Raw genomic sequence first — 17,966 nt, forward strand, 5'->3', positions numbered from 1 at the left:
GCTAGAACACCAAATCCCCGCCGGGCGGTGTGTCACGGTGCTCGGTGTGCGTGATCACCGTGGTCTTTTCCGTTTCCAATCCCGACGCGGCCGCCAGCGGCACCTCGAAAAGGGTGAAGTCGTAGGGCGCCAGGCCGTCGCTGGCCTGCACCACCGAGGCCCGCAAACCCAGCCCGGGCCGGGCGATCGTGGCGGTATCGATCGCGACCGCGCAGCGGCCCGCGGTCATCGCCGCGTCGGTGAACACCGAACCATCGAAGGGGGCTGCTTGTCCCGGCCGATGGTCGACGACTCCGGCGGCGAACTGCTCGGAGCCGACGTGCTGGCCCATCGCCGGCGCCAACACCGCACCGGTCAGCGCCGCGCCCACCCGGTCATCCTCGGCGAACATCTGCTCGACGCGCTGCCATAGGGCGTCGGCGCCGGTGGAGTGCACCTGCCCGGAAGCCACCGCCGCCGACCACTGATCCAGACCCGACGATGTGTGGAAACCCGGCATGCGATAGAGCATTTCGGGCTCCTCCCGCAGGCGGCCCGCCGCATGGGTGACCATCTCCTGCCACGGCTTGGTCAGCCAGCCCAGCGCGTAGAGGCGGCGCTGGATGGCATGTGCCGCGTCGTCGGCGCGCTCCGCGCCGGGGTCGGCGACCCCGACCTGGGCACAACGGGGTAGGCCGTCGGAGATCAGCGGTGCCGCCGAGCGTCCCGCCGGAGCGGGGCCGAATGGCGCGCGCAGCACGGGCCCCAGCACGCGACACCAGGACAAGTATTGGCCGTAGGCGGTGGACAGGCGGCTGACATCCTGCAGTGCGGTCTGCAGATTCGCCTGCATCATCTCGAGCTGATTCTGTTGCGACTTCCGCAGGTTCATCAAGGTGAACATGTCGCGCTGGGCGAACAGGAACAGCGTCAGCGACACCACAACGTAGAGGCCGATCAGTATGCCGCCGGTGATCAACGTGTATTTCCAGCCGGTGAAGTCGGCGACCGCTAGGCCGATCAGGACGAGCAGCACTCCCAGCGTCCCCCAGGTCAGGGTGGCCAAGATGGTACCGATGGCCTGTTGGCGGGCGCGCACCTTCTCGTCGATCGAGATCTCGCTGGCCGCCCGCTGGATCTGTTCGGCTATCTGCGCCACTTCGGTGCGGGCCCGCCCCAGGAAGTCGGCCAGGATCGATCCCGCCTGCCAGGCATAGCTTTTCGACGCATGCTGCTGCCAGCGCTCCAGTTCGGTCGATGCCCCACGCGCCTCGACGCCCGCGGCGGGATCGGAATAGGCGCGTTGCAACCGCTGGCGCAGATCGGCGACGCCGAGCACGTCGGCCGGCTCCAGGTCGCTGACGCCGATCACCGCGGCCAGCGACGTCGGAATGGCGGTGAACCGATCCGCGCGACTCGGTACGACGTCGGCGGCGTTGGCCAACACACCGACGCCCGCGCCCACCTGGATCGGGTCGAGCCCCTTGGCTCGCCGCCCACCGTCGGCAAGGGTGAGCGCACCGTTGACGAAGTCGATCCACAGCGGGCTGAGATCTTGTTGCGCCAGTTGCCCGTTGGCCGCCGATCCGCCGATGGCCGCGTTGAGCGTGTCCGCGCTACGGCCGAGATCCTGCCAGTCGGCGAGCTGACTGCCGGTAACCACCGAGAACGCCGATTCGCGGCCGCCGAACACGGTGCCTTGCACGGTCGAGGCCAACACCGCCGATACCGATCCCTTGACCGCCGACAGCCACGCCGATGGCGCATTACGCAGAGCCCCACCCATGAAACGCAGGAACATCTTCAGCGCGGCCCAGATCGAAATGGCCTGGGTGGCAACGTCGTCGGCGCCCATCCGCGGCCCCCGAAGCACGTCGCGATGTTTGGTCCACAGCGCCCGCGCCATCGTCTGGGTGGCCGCCGCAACGTCCTCGACGTAGAGCACCGGCACCTGGCCGCCGTGCGGCAACGGCAACCGTCCGGCCGGGTCGAATAGTCGCGCCCGCAGCCGTCGTTCCACGTCGGCGGTGTCCAGGCTGCGGTAGAACGCGCGCACCGCGCGCAGCGTCTGGCCCGGCAGGATCTCCACGCTGTCGAAGGGGGTCTGCTGCACGTCGGCCCACAAGCCGGCCACCGCGGCGACCACCGGCGCGGCGCGCTGGGCCAGATCCAGTGGTTCGGCCAGGTGCCCCCACGGCACCGCACCCAGCCCGGGTGCCGGCGAATCCTCCGGCGCGATCAGCAGGTTGTGCCAGCCCTCCACGACCACCGATGGGCTGAGTTGACTGGCTCCGGCCCGCCCACTGGTGAGCAACATCCGCAGCAGGGTCATCCTCGCTCCCCTGGCGGTGCTGCGCACCACTTGTTCGACGAACTGCTCGGCGGCCAGGGGCGCCCGCTGATCCGCCGGGGCTTCGAGCGGAACCAACACCGCCACCCTGACCCGGTCATAATGCTGTGCGGTCAACACCTGCTGCAGCACAACGCTTTCCGACCGGCCGTCGCGAACCATCGTCGCCGCTGTGGCGGGGCCACGCGCGTCGCCGGCGTCCACCCAGACGAACACGCCCAGCAGTCCCGCGGCGGAGTAATCGCACAGGACGCCGAGCAGCTCGTCGGTATGCAGGTGAGGCGCCACGATCACCGTGAGCGCGGGTGACGCATCGGATAGAGCCATGGTCAGAACGTCCCGCCTTCGGGGATCACCACGGGCGCACCGCCGTCGAGCACCGGGCCGCCCGCCGCCGCGCCGGCCGCCAGCGCCTCGGCCTCGTGCTGGATCAGGTTGATCAGCGCACCGGTGGCCGCGTACACGTCCGGGGCCAGGTCGCGGAACATCGGCGTGTTCGACGCCGTCGTGCGCGTCGGCACGGTGGTGAACGCCCCGCCCGGGGTCGCGCCGGCCATGTCCGCCGGAAGATACTGCGCCGCAACATCGCGGATGGTGGTCAGCCACTCGATCGCCGCCGCGGCGCGCGCGTCGGCGGCCTGGGCCTCGGCGATCCCCGGGACCCGGGACTGCACGCCGGGCGTGTTCGAGATGCCTTGCAGAAACTCACGCAACAGCCCCTGGGCGGACAGCGCGACGATGCCGCTGGCCGGATCTTGCGAATGCGCGTCGTAGAGCTCACGCAGCACGCTGTAGGGCCGCAGCGATCGCATCACCGGCGGCTCGTGCGACTGCGCGATGGCCAGCAGGATCGATTCCAGCACCGCCGGCAACCAGTCGTAGGGGGCATGGAACGCCGACGGCGGCGTCAGCAGCGGGTTCGGGAAGTTCAGCCACTGCCCGCTGTCCGCGTCATAAATCCGCACCGGCTCGGTGAACGGGGACGCCGGGATCTGGATGCGGCCCAGCAGCTGACCGACGAACCAGCCACCGGTCATGGCGAATCGCTGCTCGTCGGTCATCGGCAGCGACGCCGAAAGCGGCCGGGAGCGACGGTATTTCCAGAAGGCGCCCCGCCCGGGCCCCGCGGTCTGCGCCCACTGCTGGGCCGCGGGCTTGAGCACCGAGTCGAACGCCAGCGGCGAATAGTTGGGATAGGAGCCGAAGATGTCGATGCGGGTCACGCTGTCCTCGTCGGACAGCGAACGCCCATAGTTGTCCTTCGTCGCCTGATCGATGCGCGGATTGTTGCGGATGACCTCGAACAGTTCGCGGTCAACCGGTTGACCGGCGAACGGAATCTCGGAGAACTTATAGCGGTACTCGGTCTGCTGACCGGGGTGCACCCGCTGCAGGGCCTGGTCGTTGACGCTGGCCAGCGGTCGCGCCAGCGACAAGGCCTCGGCGAACTTGGTGGCGATGTCGCGCCGGCGCGCCACCAGCTCGGACTCCGATGCTCCCGCGCCCTGCACGTAGTCGCGCAGCGACACCTTGCAGAATTCCGCGAACGACTCCCCGGGACGCTCGACGTACAGCCGGGCCCGGCGCAGCAATTCCACTGGGCGGGTGTGGATGTCGAATTGCGCGATCGAGGGCACCCGCGCCCGGCCGGTCTCCGGGTCGGTGCCCAACGCGCGGGTGACCCACGTCGCGGTGCGCTCGATCAACCCGCCCGGCGCGGCCACGCCGCCGGTGGTCTGCCACTCCCCCAGGATCACCCGCGCGGTCGCCTCTTCGATGGCCGACTGCAACGGGATCATCGCGTTGGCGCCGGCCACCGCCTTCGGCAGGTCGGCCTCATAGCGCCCCTTGAAGGCGGTCGAATTGATCAGCAGCACTTCGTTGTTCGCCTCCGCGAACCGGCTTGGCACCAGCTCGTCGGCATCCGCGGGCCAGGCCGCGTACTGATCGGTGGCCAGGCGGGCCAGCCCGACATCGGTGGGCGGCTCCGAACGGGCGATCTCCAGCTGAATCATGGCCTCGCTGAGTCGATCCCGCAACGGCACCAAAAGCTCCACACCCACCACGCGCATCACGTCGGCGATGCGGGCGGCCGCGTCGGCGAACAGCTGACGGCGCACCGTCGCGCGGAATCCGTCCACAACCGCCGCCACCACCTGATCGGTGTTGGTCATCACGCCGTGCAGGGATCGCAGTCCGGCGTCCACCTGTGGCGAGATCGCCACGATGTCGGGCGGACCCATGTTGCCCAGCTGCGCAACCCCGGCGGTCAGTTTGTCGTCGATGTGCCGGCGCAGCTGGTCGACGACTTCGCGCGCAAACGGCAGCCCCAGCGAGGCGATGGCCGCGCCGACCACCTTTTCGAGCCGGTTGGCGAAGTCTTGATGCCACTGAAAGGCCATGGCGTAGGCCGCATCCGCACATGCCCGGGTCAACTCGGCGCGCCGGTTGTGCACGGCTTGACGCATGGTCGGCACCCACTGTTCGGCCGCGACACCTTCCGGGTTGGGCAGGTGGTTGCGCAGCTGACGGTCGATGAGGCTGTTGACCGTGGCGGCGACGGTGTCGGCCGTGAAGGCTTCGGTGCCGATCCAGCGGCCGAGCTGGCTCACCCGCGTCTGCTCGTCGCCCGCGCTGGGAGGCAACCCCAGTTCGCCGCACAGCGCGGCCCATTGGCTGGACAGCAGCGAGTCCAGCTGTTCGGTGCTCGATGCCGGGTTGCCTTTCTGCATGTGCCCGTCGAGCAGCTTGTCGACGCAGCTGCGGGCCAGCCGCTGGGCGGCGTATTCGGCGTAGCGGTCGCGGCCCATGCTCAGGCTGGAGAAGCCATAGGTGCCCCAGGGCAACACATCCCACGACGAGATGCCCCAGCCCAGCAGGTCACGATCACCGACCGGCGACGCGGTGTTGCCCAGGTCGTAGGCGACGAACTGGTCGCTGGCCCGCCCGCTCATCATCAGCCCGGCCAGCCCGCGCGCCAGCCCCCGGTACACCGCGTACTGCGAGCCGTCACCGAACAGAGTCCGGTCGGCGCCGATGTAGCGGCCCACCGGGAACACCCGCGCGAACGGAATCGGTTCTCCCTCACCGTGATGGTGGCCCAGGGCGCGCAGGATTCGCACGTCGTGTTCGCGGGCGGCACCCGATTGGCTGGCTACGATCTCGCCGAGCATCGCCAGCGCGTTGGCCCGTACGCCGATGATGGCGCTTTGCGGCAGCGAGTCGAAAATGTCTGGGGTGACCATGAATACGCCCATCAACCGGGGATCCAGACCGGTGACCAGGGTCAGCAGCCGGCACACGTCCAGGGCCATCGACGCGCCCGCACCGCCGGCCATCGACGACACCACCAACACCAGCGGTGGTTCGTTGGGGTCGAAGCGGCCCATGCCCGGCACGTCGACCGTCGACATCTCCGAGACGGTCTCGACGCGAAACAGCGTGTCCCAAGCGGCCTGTAGGCGAGCGTGGATTTCGGCGGCCTTGCTCAGGGTGATCATGCGCCCGATCGCCCGGTACTGCCCGGCGCCGGCCGAGATCGGGATCGACACCTCTTGCGGGTTGCGCGGCGCCCAGGTGGCGATGGTGTCCAGCGCCGATTCGGCCGCCAGCCGTTGCGACAGCGCACCGTCGAGGACGGCGTAGCTGCTGCCCTGCGGACCGCAGCCGACGTAGCTGCCGCCCTGGGCGGGCACGTTCGCCAGCCCCTCCGGGCCCGACTCCGCGGCGCTCGGGACGTCGATGTGGACGAATTGCCAACCGGCCAGCAGCTTTTCGATCCCCGCGGTGTGCAGTTCGGAGCGCAGCTGGTCCATCATGAGGGACAGCGTGGCGCCGCCCGAACCGCCGCAGCCCACTACCAGGAAACGTCGCATCAGGTGCCCTCTCCGAACGGGTCGAATGGATCTGGGTCAAATCGGTAGGAGGGTTGTGTCGCCTCGGTCGGCGGGAGCCCCGGCGGCCCGCCCTCCTCGCGCTCATCGCGCTCAACATGCTCGTCGCCGTACCGGTAGCCCGCGGCCATCGTGTCGTCCTGGCGGGGTATCGGTTCGGGAATCGGCCGCTCCTGGGTCTCCGCCTCATTGAAGCCCGGCGGTACCGGGCCCGTCGCGGCGGGCGGCGGCGGCGCGGGCCGAGGAGGCGGAGCAGGAGCCGAAGGTGCCGAAGCGGGAGCCGAGACGGGCGCGCCGCCGAACGGTGAATCGGTGCCCCCGAAGGGATCGGCTCCGGCCGGGCCGGCCACGACGCCGGCGGGGGTGTCGCCGAACGGTGAGGCCGTCTCACCCGGCGCCGCGAACGGCGCCGTCAGGCCCGCCTGAACGGCACGCAACCGCAACCCGGTGAGCAGGTCGGGCAGCCGCTGGGCGATGTCTTCGTAGAGCCGCTCACGCGCGGTGGTGTCGGTGGTTCCGGCCACCAGCACCAGCACCTCGGCGGCGTTCTCGGGCCCGTACGGGTTGTGCAGCAGCACCCAGGTGTTGTGCACCGCCAGCGGCAGCACCGCGCGCAGGCCGGTCTTGTCCGATCCGGGAAGTTTCGACCCGACGCTGACCAGACCCTCGGCGTCGACGACCACCTGGCCGGAACCAAACGGGCTGCGCCCCATCACGACCGAGAGGTTGATCCCGGCCACGGACAGCTGGCGGGTGCCGCCGGGCGGCAGCCCGGTAACCGGTTGCACCAGATCGCTGTCGGCCATCGCGAACGGTTCACCGCCGCGCAGCACCGCATCGTGCTCGACCTCCACAGGAATGCGTTCGGCCAGCAGCGGATTGTCCGGGATCTTGCTGACCCACCACTTCGACGCGTACAGCAGCGCCAACGGGATTCCGGGCCCCAGCAGCAGGGCGGCGATGAGCACCAGGATGAAGTTGGTGGTGTTGAGCGGGTTGATCATCGACGCCGTGAAGGCCACCGGCACGGTTTGGGCGTCATCGGGATTGTCCAGCGTCGAAACGTGAACGGGCACAGTGCCGTTGAGACCACCATGACCGTTGTGGTCGGTGCGCAGGGTGACCGACAGCTGTGCGGTCTCCCCCGCTTGCACCTTCAGACAGTGCTGGCCCGAATTCGTCGGCGAACCCACGTGGGGCGTGCCGATGCCGTCGGGCGCGCCCGACACCGTCGCGGTATCGGCGTCGCTGATCCAGGCGCAACCGGGGCCGGTGATGTTCAGCGTCGCGGTCGCACCCTTGGCCCCCTCGACGGTGCCGAAGTCGATGCGCTCGCCCGGGGTGGGCAGACCGACCTTGGGCAAAATCTGCACGGGCACGTCGACTTCCTGCGGCGACAACTGGGTGCCGGCAATCGGTCCACCGTTGAGATCGGTGGTGTCCGCGGTGGTGATCACCAGCGACATCCGCAACGTCGCGTGTCCCGGGGCGACTTTGGTCAGGTCGGCGTCGACGGGCTTGGCGATGTCGTCCTTGCCGGCCGCGGTCAGCAGCGGGATGGGTGCGGCGCCGTCGGGGCCCAACGAGGCCGACATGGTGGCCGAGCCCGCCAGGTCGCTCGGGATCATCGGCTTGCCTTGGCCGTCAACCAATCCGAAGACCAGGCCCTTGAGGGTCTGGCCGCTGTGCCAGGCGACTTTGTCGGCGCCAGTCAGGGCCGGGAAGATGTCGGTGGTGATGTGAATGCTGACCTTGGACACCGCGTCGGGGTGCTGGCCGGTGGTGTCGACGTAGACGATGGCCCACTGCCCGCTCCAGTGCGGGGCGTTGCCGTTCTGCAGCGAGATCGTCTGCGCGGATTCGGATTGCCATTGATAGTTCACCGAGACGCCGTCGACGTTGACGTTCTGGGCGCCGTCCTTTTTGGGCAGCGGCAGGATCTGCCCGGTCGGCGAGACGAGGTAGGGCTCGACGCCGGGCACGCCACCGGAACCCAGGATGTTGACCTCTTTGATGGAGCGGTCAAGCACGAAGTTGTGCCGCGCCTCCGGGCACACCTTGATCGGACACACCCCGCCCTGGTCGGTCACGCCGGGATCCGGGTTCAGCGCGTCGAACGCGAACAACATGTCGTCGATGTTGGCGACCGGAAAGAAGTCGCCAGGCACCGGATCTGTGATGGCGCCGCACGCCAGGCCCTGCAGTCCCTTGCCGGTGCTGATCGCCGACATGACGTTGAAGTCGCCGGGAGTCTGCTTGGCGCCCAGCCCGATTCCCAGCATGATGATGTTGCTCGACCGCAGCTGGTCGGCCAGACCGCTGGGGCGGCAGATGGATTGGACGGCCTTCTGGGTGGTGTCGGGGATTCCGTTCGGTGAGTCCAGCGGGACCCCGTCGGCGTAGGGCTTGGTGACCGGGCGGGCGGTGAAATCGATCATGCCGTCGGAGAACCAGGCGATGGCCTGGCAGCGCTGACCCTTGTTGACCTGGCCGCCGTGTGTGGTCAGCGCCTGCCGGGCGCCGTCAAGGGCCAGCCAGTAGTCGGTGTCGATGCCGGTGTTCTTCTTGGCGATCGGGTCCAGCGACGCACCGACGCTGTCGGCGGTCGAGCCTGTGAGTTGAGTCCAATCGTGTTCGGGGACATAGGTATCGGAGAACCCGGCGACCGCGACGTCGAGTTTCGCGCTCACCCGGTCGGCGTACTTGCCCAGCGTCTGCACCAGGTAGCGGGCGGCCTGGACCCGCGCCGCTTGGGGGTCGGTCTGCTGCAGGCTGCTCGATTCGTCGAACAACAACAACAGGTCCCCGGTCTTCTGCGCGGCCAGGCATGCGCCGAACCGGCTGGCCCCGGGCGAGCCGGTCGCCGACGCGACCGGCGCCCAGCCGACCACGTTGAGTACGACGGCCAAGAAGGCGGCCGCGGCAACCCGCGCCAATATCGCAACGCCGTTGCGGCCGCAAGATGTTCGAGAAGAGCCCACTACAACGTCCCCGCCCACAGCGCGATCTGCCAGGCCCCCACGGCGATTCCGACCAGGCAGACCGCCAGCACCACCCAGTAGAGCCTCGACGTCCAGGTGGGTGCGGAATAGATGGCCTCGGTGCGGCGCCGGGTGTCGACGCGGCTGAAGACGGCCAGCGCCCCGATCGCCAGCGGCCCGGCCAGCAACCACCCGGTGGCCGCGGCCGCGATCATCGGGCCGCCCACCGCACTCGCGGCGGCCAGGGCCACCCCGATCAGCGCCAGCACCAGCGCCACGGCGAACCACACCAGCGGCGGCCCGGCCGTCGTCCTGGCGCCCATGCCCGCGGGGTTCGCGGTCAGCTGCCCGAAGGCGTCGCGCCCGCCGCTCGCGTCGAAGGCCGGCGAGCCCTGAAAAGCATCGGGGCGCCCCGGGGCCGGTCCTTGGTTGGCCCACGGATCGAAGCCGCCCGCATAACCCCCACCCGGCTGCCCCTGCACGGGCGCCTGGCCGCCCCCGGCCGAAGCCTGCTTACCCGGGCCAAAGTCGCTGAAGTCGAAGGGGTTTGGTGCGTTCATCGTCACCGATCTCAATACGGGTTCAGGCACAGGGCGAAGGAGCGGTCGGGGGGCGCGGCCACGTATACCGAGTTGCACTGGTTGCCCGATCGCACCCGCGCGGCAACGGTGTACACCCCGTCGCGGTGCTCGCAGTCGACTCCGAACAGGTCAAGCGCGTCATTGCCCGTGCTGTTGCGCAGCTGAAGCTCCACGCAGGTGCCGATCGGCACCGTAGCCAGGTCGAGCTTCGGGCCCCGCGGCACCGTGGTCGGCGGCGCGACCGACGTGATGGTTCGGGGCGGCATGGGCCTCGGCAGAGTCGAGCTGGACGCAGTCGTCGGCGTCGAACTGCTGGGGCGGGTGCCCCAGTACACGCCGCCCAGGATCAGCAGGACACACATCAGGTAGCCGATCACCAGGCCTGCGATCGCGGCTGGGCGGCCCCGCTCACCGCTGCGATTGATCTGAGGCAAGGCGAGGTGGCCGAGCACGATGCCGGCGGGCGGAACGATCACCCCGAAGATCGGCGAGAGCACTGCGAGGGTGTTGTAGTCCGCGCGCGGCGGCGGTCCGCCGAACGGCGCACCCGGGTAGCCGACCGGGGTCGTGGGCGCGCCCCCGTACGACACGGTGGGCGGCTGTCCGCCAAACGGGTCGCCGGACTGCGGCGCGAAGGGATCTTCGCCGGGATACATCAATTCACCCCTTGAAGTCGACGATGCAGGCATACACGGTCTTGGTGTGGTTCCACAGCGTCGTGGGGGTCTTGCAGGAGTCGTTCGAGAGCAGCTGGGTCACCTGCAGCACGCCCTCGCGCACCTCGCAGGCGACCGGGTAGATGGTGATGAAGTCCGCCTTCTCCGACGGGTCCGGCTTGTTCTGCTGGACCTCGATGCAGTCGCCCACCCGAAGGTCGCTGACGGAGACGCTCGGGCGCTTCGCCGGCGGGGGCGTGATCACCGTCGTGCGTGGCGGGGTCGGCGGCACGTACGGGCTGGGGGCTGCCGTCTTGACGGTGTTCGAACCCGATCCGCTGGTCGCGATCCACACCGCCAGCGCGCCGACCGCCAGCACGATGATCAGGTACGAGGCCGTCAGGCCGAAGATGGCGCGGTCGCGACCGCGCTGGTGGCGCTGGCGGATCTGGGACAGCGCGACGTGCCCCAGCGCGGCACCGGCCGGTGCAAACACGAACGCGAAGATGGCCGACAGTGTGGCCAGCGTGTTGGTCTCGGGCTTGGCAGCCGACGGGAAGCCACCGGATCCCGCGGGTGAATGACGGGGCTGGTTCTGCCCGAACGCCGGCCCTTGGCCACCGGCCTGCCCCCCGAAAGGGTCGCCACCGAACGGATCCTGATAACCGCCGCTATACGTCATCGGCGCCCCTCGGTGCGGGGCCGGAGCCGGTCACCCATCCCCCTCATCAATGCCATCCCATTCCCCGTCAACGCGCCCGTTCGGCGGCGTTCGCCGTCACCGCATGCCTGAAACTCGTGACGTCCCACCGCAACAAATCAACATAGTCGGTGCAGGCACGACGCACTCTTTTTCCACCAGAAGGATCTTTCGGTACTGCTACATATAGTGCTGCGCCGCGCGCACGCGCAATTTAGGTTGCGGCCCGACGTTCGCCGCCCGGCTGGCTCCGAGGTTAACTGTGCCGTCTGGATACCTGGTTGGAACCGCTACAGGTATTAGCTGTCGCACGGTCGACCAGTGGCCGGTAATTAGCTCGGGCGGGGCCACGCTAGCCGGTCGCGGCTTTGGAGTTCAGAAAGGCGACTATCCCCGGGGTGACCGCGGCGGCATATTTCGCCCGGCCGTCCGGATTTTCCATTCGCGCGGCGTCACCGGCGTTTTTCATGTTGCCGAGTTCGACCAGCACCGCGGGGTACTGGGCCAGGTTCAGCCCGGCGAGGTCGTCGCGCCCGTAGAGGCCGTCCGAGCCGATGTAGTTCGCCGGCTGTAGGCCGGATTGAACCAGGGCGTCGCGCATGGCATGCGCCAGCTGGACCGCGGGCCCGGCTTGGACGTCGCTCAGCGGCGGGCTCGAGTAATTGACGTGGAATCCGCTGCCGGATGGCGGGCCGCCGTCGGCGTGGATGCTCACGATCGCGTCCGGGCGCATGGCGTTGGCGGCCGCCGCGCGCTGGTCGATGCACGGGCCGACGCCGCTGTCGCTGTCCCGCGACAGCTGGGTGCGAACGCCCATCTGGTTCAGCGCATCGCTGATCAACCCCACCACGGCCCAGGTGAACGCGTGCTCGGGATATCCGTCGTCGGCGGACGCACCCGACGTCTGACACGGCTTGGTTCCACCGCGGCCGTTGGGGACCTGCTGGTTGATCGACACGTCGTTCACGGCGTTGTGGCCCGGGTCGAGGAAGACCGACATCCCGGCCACCCCGGCGTGTGCGCGCGGGCTGGTCAACAGCGCGCCGGCGGTGACGATCACCGGCAGCACGCCGGCGACCTTCAGGACGTCGCGGCGTGCGATGGATCGCGGGCCGACCGGGCGATCACTCACCGCGCGATGGTAGCAATCGTCAGCGCTCCTCCAGGGCGGCCATCAGGGCGTCCCCCACACCCTTCAGGAAGCTGGCCGGCACACTGTAGCCACAGGTGACCATCCTGAGCCTGCCCTCGTAGGTGGTGACTCCCGTCAGATATTCGCCATCGGTCTGGCTGACCACCACCGGACCCCACACCGCCGTCGGGCGCAAAGGGCTTGCGCCATCCAGGTTTTGCACTCCGAGGTTGGTGACCATGATCTCCCACGGGCTGATTCGGCTGAAAAGCTGCTCGGCGTCGGCGGTTTCGGCATCGACGGTGATCATCTGTTCGAGGGCTACTGAGGCCGTGCGGATTCCGCGCGGCGATCGAGCGACCTCGAGGTGTGCGGTCATGGCTCGCGCCTGCTCCCAGAACGGGGTGCCGTCCCACGGCGTGTGGCCCGTCGCGGTCGGCACGATGCACATAACGCAGCCCCCGACGATTCCGAGAATCGGCCGCATGTTGATGGGACTCAGGACGCGGATGAATCCTTCGCCGCGGTCCGTGGCCCGCACCCGGCACATCGCCACCACCAGCGCGGCGTGCACCGTGGTCGATTCCGCACGGCAACGCGCCACCAGCCTCGCGGTGTCCTCGTGGGTCATGGCCAAGGCGCGCACGTTGGTCAGGGCGCCGTCGAAGGGACGGATGGTGCTGGGCGTGCTCATCCTCGGGTCGTCCGGCGCGGTGGCGGCCAGCGGCTCGACCGATTCGAGGGCCTCCGCGACGACGTGTTCTTGCGGTTGGGGCACAGGCAAACTCGTCAACGCCTCGCCGTTGAGCGCGGCGATCACGTCGTGCAGCACCACGGTGGAACTGATTCCGTCGGCGATCGTGTGGTCGAAGGTGAGCAGCAGCGCGCTACGCGAAGGGTTTTGCAGCAACAACGCCCGCATCAGCGGCGCCCGCGAACGGTCGAACGGTAGGCCGAGCTCCTCGGCCGCCGCCCCCTGCCAGGCCATCTCCGGACCCCGACGGACGGTCAGCTCGATGGGCGAGACATCCGCCGCGCGATAGAAACCCAGGCGCGTGCCTTCCCGGTCCTCGACGTGTACCGACAAATGGGGATGCCGTCGCTGGACGGCCGCCAGTGCGACCCGCAACTGCTTTTCGGCGAGCACCTCGCCGAATTCCGCCACGATCGAGAAATGCGCCGGATTGCGCTCGCTGTAGCGATAGAAAAGCCGCTCCGCCGCCCCAAGGGGACGAACGAGGGTGGTTGCCCGGTCGTGCTGCGGGTTATTGACGATCACTGAACCTCCATACGCCGGTTAAAGCACTGCGACACAACGCAGACGGTCTCCCGGCCGACTCGGTTCACCGATTGGGGCGAGTTCATCCGACGTTCAGCTGCCGCAACGGTCGATGCGCGCGCGATGCCGCGCACCCACCGGCAAGCAGGCCATACTAAAAGGTATGTTAGGGTCGCGGGCATGTCCGTGGTCGAAAGCCGCCCGCTGTATGGCGTCACCGACGAATTCGTGGCCCGACTGGCCGATCGCGCCGAGGAGGCCGAGCGGTCGCGGCGCCTGCCCGCGGCGACGATCAGCGATTTCCGGCGGACCGACCTGTTTCGGTTACTGTTGCCCGTCCAGTTCGGCGGCCTGCAGGCCCCGTTTCCCGAACTGCTGCAACCGATTCGGCGGATGGCGCACGGCTGCGCGTCGAGCGCCTGGACGTTGGGGTTCTACGCGCTGCACAACTGGATGCTCTCGCTGTTCGATCCCCGCGTTCAGGACGAAGTCTTCACCTCCGGCCCCGTGCTGGCGCCGGCTCCCCTGGCCCCCACGGGCCGGGGGGTACCGGCCGATGGCGGCGTGCGCCTGACCGGCAGGTGGTCCTGGGCGACGGGCGCGATGGATGCCGAGTGGATGATCGTCGGCGCGCTCATCGAGCGTCAGGACCGCATCGATCCGGTGCTCGTCGTGGTGCCCGCCGAGCAGGTCGAGGTCGTCGACACGTGGCAGACGGTGGGCATGCGCGGCACCGGTTCGCACGATCTCGTCGTCACCGACGTGTTCGTCCCGGAGCACCGGGTGGTCGCCGTGGCCGACATCTACGGCGGGACGGCGCCGGGCGCGCGGGAGCACGGCGCCGCGACCTACCGGTGGCCGATGGTTCCGGCGCTGGCGCTGACGGCATCGATGCCGGTGCTCGGGACCGCGGAGCGAGTGACCGACCTCTTCGCCGAACGGCTCAGCGAGCGGGTGCTGGCCTACAGCGGGGTGGCGCAAAAAGATCAGCCCGCCGCGCAGATCAGGCTGGGCGAAGCACGCGTGCGGCTGAGCGCGCTGCGGGCGTTGGTGGCACAGACCGCCGACGACATCGAGGCGATCGTCGTCAGCGGCGGACGGGTGGGCCGATCGGTGCGGGCCGACGCGCGGCTGGCGGCCGCGCGCACCGTGCACGAAAGCCGGGCGATCATCGCCGATCTCGTGGAGGCCGCGGGTGCCAGCGCCCACTTCTTGTCGAGCCCGCTGCAACGCGCCAAGCGCGACGTGGACATCGCCGCGGGACACGTCGTGTTCGACTACGACACGAGTCGAGAGTTGGCCGGGGCGTTGGCAATTGGCGCGAAGATTTCACCGATCGCCATGATCTGATGGGACGTCGGCAGTCCCTGACTCGCCCAGCATCACGGCCAGGAATCGTTCGCGTTGAGCCACCGATTGGGCCTGCTCGGCCGAGCTCGTCAGGTGCAGCAAGCCGATCCCCGCGGCGAAGGTCAATTCGGCGCGCAGCCGGGCGTCCTCGTAGCTGAAACCGTAGTCGCAGTAGGCCTTTATCACGGTGCGCAGCAGCAGTCGGTCGGCGGCGCGGATGTTCTCGGCCGCGACGGGATCCAGGCGGGCCCATTCCCGCATCGCCCGCTCGAGCACCCAGTATTTGGGGCTGACCAACGTTTCCGTCAGGGCCGACAGGCGTTCCCGGGGAGGCAGCCCGTCGAGCTCGGACAGCGCCTGACGGTCGCGCTCCAGGAACTTGTTCCACGACTCGACCAGTGCGGCCCGATACGCTTCGATGTCCTCGAAGTGCCAGTAGAAGCTGCCGCGGGTGACCCCCGCCTGCTGGCAGAGGCGTTCGACCTTGAGGGCGCGCACCCCCTCGTGGGCAAGCACCGTGTAACCCACCTCGAGCCAGTCCTCGGCTGACAGGCGGGTCGACGGCTGCTTTCGCACCACCACACCATGGACAGTACGGGAGGCGTTCCTGGTCGGAGGGAAGATTAGGCAATCTCGGTAATTACCGTTCGCCTCACTTTGTCGGCGGAACGGGAAGGCGGGCGGTCTCGTCGAGGTCCACGTCGAGCGCGTTGAGCATCAGCGCAAGGCCCGCATACCGGCCGATGACCATCAGCGCCTCGACGGTGGCCTCCGATCCGAGAGCCGTGTGCACTTGCTGGAAAAGCGGTTCGGCGACGCGGCGGGTGCTCACCAGTTCGGTGGTCAGCTCGAGCACCGCCCGCTCGGCGTCGTCGCATTGCCCTGTTCGCCAGCCGGACTCGGAGGCGACGGCATCGATCGTGGCGCGGTCGACCCCGACGGTGTGGGCGACGTCTCGGTGCTGGCCGAGCTCATAGGCGCAGTCCATCAGGTAGGCGGTGCGCAGCACGATCAATTCGCGAAGCCTTTTCGGCAGCACCGGGCTGGTCAGCGCGGCGTCGCCGGCCACCATCCACCCGGTGAACACCTGCTCGGCGTTGCCCAGCGCGCGGTACACGTTGAGATTGCCCCGCCGCGCCGTCAGATCGCGGGCGAGCTCGGTCATGTCTTCGGGCCGGCGATACGGGACCCGCGTCACCGAGCTAGGCCTTCGTCGGGGCTGGCAAAGCTCGGAGTGTCGATCTCGAGGTCGACGGCGTTAAGCACGAACGCCAGGCCGTAGTAGCAGCTGACGATCATCAGCAGTTCGGTGAGCGCCTCGTCGCCGAGCAGGGCGTGGGCTTTAGCGAAAGCGTTGTCGCTGAGCCGACGGGTGGTGCACAGCTCGGTGACGGTGTCGATGACGATGCGTTCGTCGCCGGTGAAGCCGGCCGCGTCCAGGTCGCTTTTGCCGAGCAGGGCGTCGATCTGTCGGTCGGTGAGCCCCGCGGTGCGCCCGAAGATGACGTGCTGGGCGAGTTCGTAGGGCGAGTCCTGCAGGTGGCCCACCCGCAGGATGATTACTTCGCGCAGCCGCGGGGTGAAGGTGGGACTTTTGAACAGTTCGCCCGTCATCTGCGCCCAGCCGTCAAAGATGTTGGGCGCGTTGGCGATCAGGCGCAGCACATTGAGGGTGTCGGGGCCGGCGATCGGCTGCTTGATCCCCTCGGGTTGGCGGTCGGTGCTAACCAAAGGCATTCGTGTCATCGCCGCGATTCCTTTCCGGGGGAATGGAGCGTTGCCGTGAAACTCCGATTGCGTTCGATTGCAAGTTATTTCGCTTCGGGTCGGCGACCGTCACTTGGTGACGATAGCCGAGTTGTAGTTGGGGGCCCACGCCCGCTCGAAGACGGAGATGGGAACCTGCTCGTCGCGGCCGGTACTGATGCCGCTGTCGTTGAGATGCACCACACCGGCCTTGCTGTCAATTCCGGTGACCACCACGAAGTGGTTTGCGGAGTTCCGCTTCCCGGGCCGGTTCCAGATTGTTTCGGCGTTGACGATGGCGATGACCTTGTGGTTTCCACCGAGCTTGCGCGCAATGGCGGCGGTATCGGTTTGAATGTTCTCGGATCTGATCCAGTAGTGCCACAGCAGGATCGGGAGGTCTGCGATATCGGTGGTGCCCGTCAGCTTCCAAATCGGCTTGTGACCCGCTGCGCTCGGCGTGTTTTCGGCCAATGTGATCATCTGCTGTTCGGTGGGCTCGCGTCCCGTGATCTGGCCGACCACATCGGCCACCGCCATTTCCCCACAGTCGGAACCGTGCTGTTGGCGCCAGTAGGGCGCGGCGGCGACGGGATCGCCATACATTCCCAACTCATGGTCGGCGTCGGGCACGGGAGCGCCCGGGTTGGCCTGCGCCCCGCCGGCCAATATCACCGGCGACGCTGCGACCGCGCACAACAAAACAACCCGGCGAAGCGCTCGTGCGGCGGTGGCGACCATTGCCCGCGAGATGCTCATCATGGGTGTCCGCTCTGGGGCCGCCGCGACGGCTTATAGATGTGACGAAAAGAGGTTCAGGTTGTGGCCCTGGACGGAGATTTAGCAGAAAATTTGGCGAAAATACCGCACCGACACGCCGGATCTCTTCCGGTTGCTCGTTTGGGCAGAGGCATTCGCGTCATCCGCGCGAGTTCGTCTCTCGTCCAGCAGGATCCATCGACTGTAATGAGCACCGCTGTTCGGAGGTATAGAGCGTTGCCGGAAACCGCTAGCACATGCGCTAGCGGTTTCGGAATCTACGCGCGCCACCCGGAGTGGATGGCGAGTACTGGTCGCCAAACTCGAAGGCGACGCACTACGCGTTTGGGAGCAAACGACGGCGGGCAAGCCGCTGGGTGGGCACTACGGCCCTGAGAACACGAGGGACTTCGCGAAATGATCGCCGCGAGTACGGCTGTCCTCCAGCCCGGCTAAAGGTCGCCTATAGACTTGAGCGACTCGCCGCGAAGGGGTCTGCTGCACGAATAGGTGACAGTTTCCTTCATGCGGCCTGACTGGCCGATGTGGTCATGATTGCT

The 17,966-nt window shown here is 68.2% G+C and carries 13 protein-coding genes; 1 reads left to right on the top strand and 12 read right to left on the bottom strand.

Going from position 1 to position 17,966, the window contains the following annotated elements:
* Position 1 precedes the first annotated feature (1 nt).
* The 8 genes from DQP57_RS20250 to DQP57_RS20285 form a co-directional block, all read right to left on the bottom strand.
* Positions 2 to 2,656 (bottom strand): hypothetical protein, encoded by a 2,655-nt coding sequence (locus DQP57_RS20250; RefSeq protein ID WP_112634493.1) that lies wholly within the window; start codon positions 2,654 to 2,656, stop codon positions 2 to 4.
* Positions 2,657 to 2,658: 2 nt separating this feature from the next.
* Positions 2,659 to 6,204, bottom strand: a complete 3,546-nt coding sequence (locus DQP57_RS20255) for a tubulin-like doman-containing protein (protein ID WP_112634494.1) — start codon at positions 6,202 to 6,204, stop codon at positions 2,659 to 2,661.
* Positions 6,204 to 9,158 carry a VWA domain-containing protein gene (locus tag DQP57_RS20260; protein ID WP_112634495.1) on the bottom strand — a complete coding sequence of 985 codons (2,955 nt, stop codon included), beginning with the start codon at positions 9,156 to 9,158 and terminating at the stop codon, positions 6,204 to 6,206. Before DQP57_RS20260 ends, DQP57_RS20255 begins: the two co-directional genes overlap by 1 nt.
* A gap of 44 nt (positions 9,159 to 9,202) precedes the next feature.
* Positions 9,203 to 9,763 carry a hypothetical protein gene (locus tag DQP57_RS20265; RefSeq protein ID WP_112634496.1) on the bottom strand — a complete coding sequence of 187 codons (561 nt, stop codon included), beginning with the start codon at positions 9,761 to 9,763 and terminating at the stop codon, positions 9,203 to 9,205.
* 11 nt (positions 9,764 to 9,774) lie between these two features.
* Entirely contained in the window at positions 9,775 to 10,440 is a 666-nt protein-coding gene (locus tag DQP57_RS20270) for a DUF4190 domain-containing protein (RefSeq protein WP_112634497.1), read from the bottom strand.
* A gap of 4 nt (positions 10,441 to 10,444) precedes the next feature.
* A complete protein-coding gene (locus tag DQP57_RS20275) occupies positions 10,445 to 11,122 on the bottom strand; it encodes a DUF4190 domain-containing protein (RefSeq protein ID WP_112634498.1) in 678 nt (225 codons plus the stop codon).
* Between the two features lie 370 nt (positions 11,123 to 11,492).
* Entirely contained in the window at positions 11,493 to 12,272 is a 780-nt protein-coding gene (locus DQP57_RS20280) for an Rv3717 family N-acetylmuramoyl-L-alanine amidase (RefSeq protein WP_112634499.1), read from the bottom strand.
* Positions 12,273 to 12,291: 19 nt separating this feature from the next.
* Positions 12,292 to 13,551 carry a condensation domain-containing protein gene (locus tag DQP57_RS20285; protein WP_112634500.1) on the bottom strand — a complete coding sequence of 420 codons (1,260 nt, stop codon included), beginning with the start codon at positions 13,549 to 13,551 and terminating at the stop codon, positions 12,292 to 12,294.
* A gap of 180 nt (positions 13,552 to 13,731) precedes the next feature.
* Here DQP57_RS20285 and DQP57_RS20290 point away from each other — a divergent pair, with 180 nt between their 5' ends.
* Complete coding sequence (locus tag DQP57_RS20290) at positions 13,732 to 14,901, top strand: acyl-CoA dehydrogenase (RefSeq protein WP_112634501.1); 1,170 nt, start codon at positions 13,732 to 13,734, stop codon at positions 14,899 to 14,901.
* Here DQP57_RS20290 and DQP57_RS20295 read toward each other — a convergent pair.
* The 4 genes from DQP57_RS20295 to DQP57_RS20310 all read right to left on the bottom strand — a co-directional run bounded on the left by DQP57_RS20295 (position 14,881) and on the right by DQP57_RS20310 (position 17,406).
* Positions 14,881 to 15,429 carry a TetR/AcrR family transcriptional regulator gene (locus DQP57_RS20295; protein WP_205869185.1) on the bottom strand — a complete coding sequence of 183 codons (549 nt, stop codon included), beginning with the start codon at positions 15,427 to 15,429 and terminating at the stop codon, positions 14,881 to 14,883. The two genes, DQP57_RS20290 and DQP57_RS20295, sit on opposite strands and share 21 nt — an antisense overlap.
* Before the next feature lie 124 nt (positions 15,430 to 15,553).
* Positions 15,554 to 16,099, bottom strand: a complete 546-nt coding sequence (locus DQP57_RS20300) for a carboxymuconolactone decarboxylase family protein (RefSeq protein ID WP_112634503.1) — start codon at positions 16,097 to 16,099, stop codon at positions 15,554 to 15,556.
* Positions 16,096 to 16,647: a carboxymuconolactone decarboxylase family protein gene (locus DQP57_RS20305; RefSeq protein WP_112634504.1), complete on the bottom strand. Its 552-nt coding sequence runs from the start codon at positions 16,645 to 16,647 to the stop codon at positions 16,096 to 16,098. The genes DQP57_RS20300 and DQP57_RS20305 overlap by 4 nt, the downstream gene beginning before the upstream one ends.
* A gap of 90 nt (positions 16,648 to 16,737) precedes the next feature.
* On the bottom strand, positions 16,738 to 17,406 hold the full coding sequence (locus DQP57_RS20310) for a C39 family peptidase (RefSeq protein ID WP_133259275.1): 669 nt from the start codon (positions 17,404 to 17,406) through the stop codon (positions 16,738 to 16,740).
* Between the last annotated feature and the right edge of the window lie 560 nt (positions 17,407 to 17,966).

The organism is Mycobacterium colombiense, from assembly GCF_003284935.1.
Classification (GTDB): Bacteria; Actinomycetota; Actinomycetes; order Mycobacteriales; family Mycobacteriaceae; genus Mycobacterium; species Mycobacterium arosiense_A.

Bases quoted from the DNA above. Each gene is read 5' to 3' on its own strand.
- DQP57_RS20305 (WP_112634504.1), bottom strand. From the start codon at position 16,647: ATGACACGAATGCCTTTGGTTAGCACCGACCGCCAACCCGAGGGGATC.
- DQP57_RS20275 (WP_112634498.1), bottom strand. From the start codon at position 11,122: ATGACGTATAGCGGCGGTTATCAGGATCCGTTCGGTGGCGACCCTTTC.
- DQP57_RS20255 (WP_112634494.1), bottom strand. From the start codon at position 6,204: ATGCGACGTTTCCTGGTAGTGGGCTGCGGCGGTTCGGGCGGCGCCACG.
- DQP57_RS20265 (WP_112634496.1), bottom strand. From the start codon at position 9,763: ATGAACGCACCAAACCCCTTCGACTTCAGCGACTTTGGCCCGGGTAAG.
- DQP57_RS20310 (WP_133259275.1), bottom strand. From the start codon at position 17,406: ATGAGCATCTCGCGGGCAATGGTCGCCACCGCCGCACGAGCGCTTCGC.
- DQP57_RS20290 (WP_112634501.1), top strand. From the start codon at position 13,732: ATGTCCGTGGTCGAAAGCCGCCCGCTGTATGGCGTCACCGACGAATTC.
- DQP57_RS20270 (WP_112634497.1), bottom strand. From the start codon at position 10,440: ATGTATCCCGGCGAAGATCCCTTCGCGCCGCAGTCCGGCGACCCGTTT.
- DQP57_RS20250 (WP_112634493.1), bottom strand. From the start codon at position 2,656: ATGGCTCTATCCGATGCGTCACCCGCGCTCACGGTGATCGTGGCGCCT.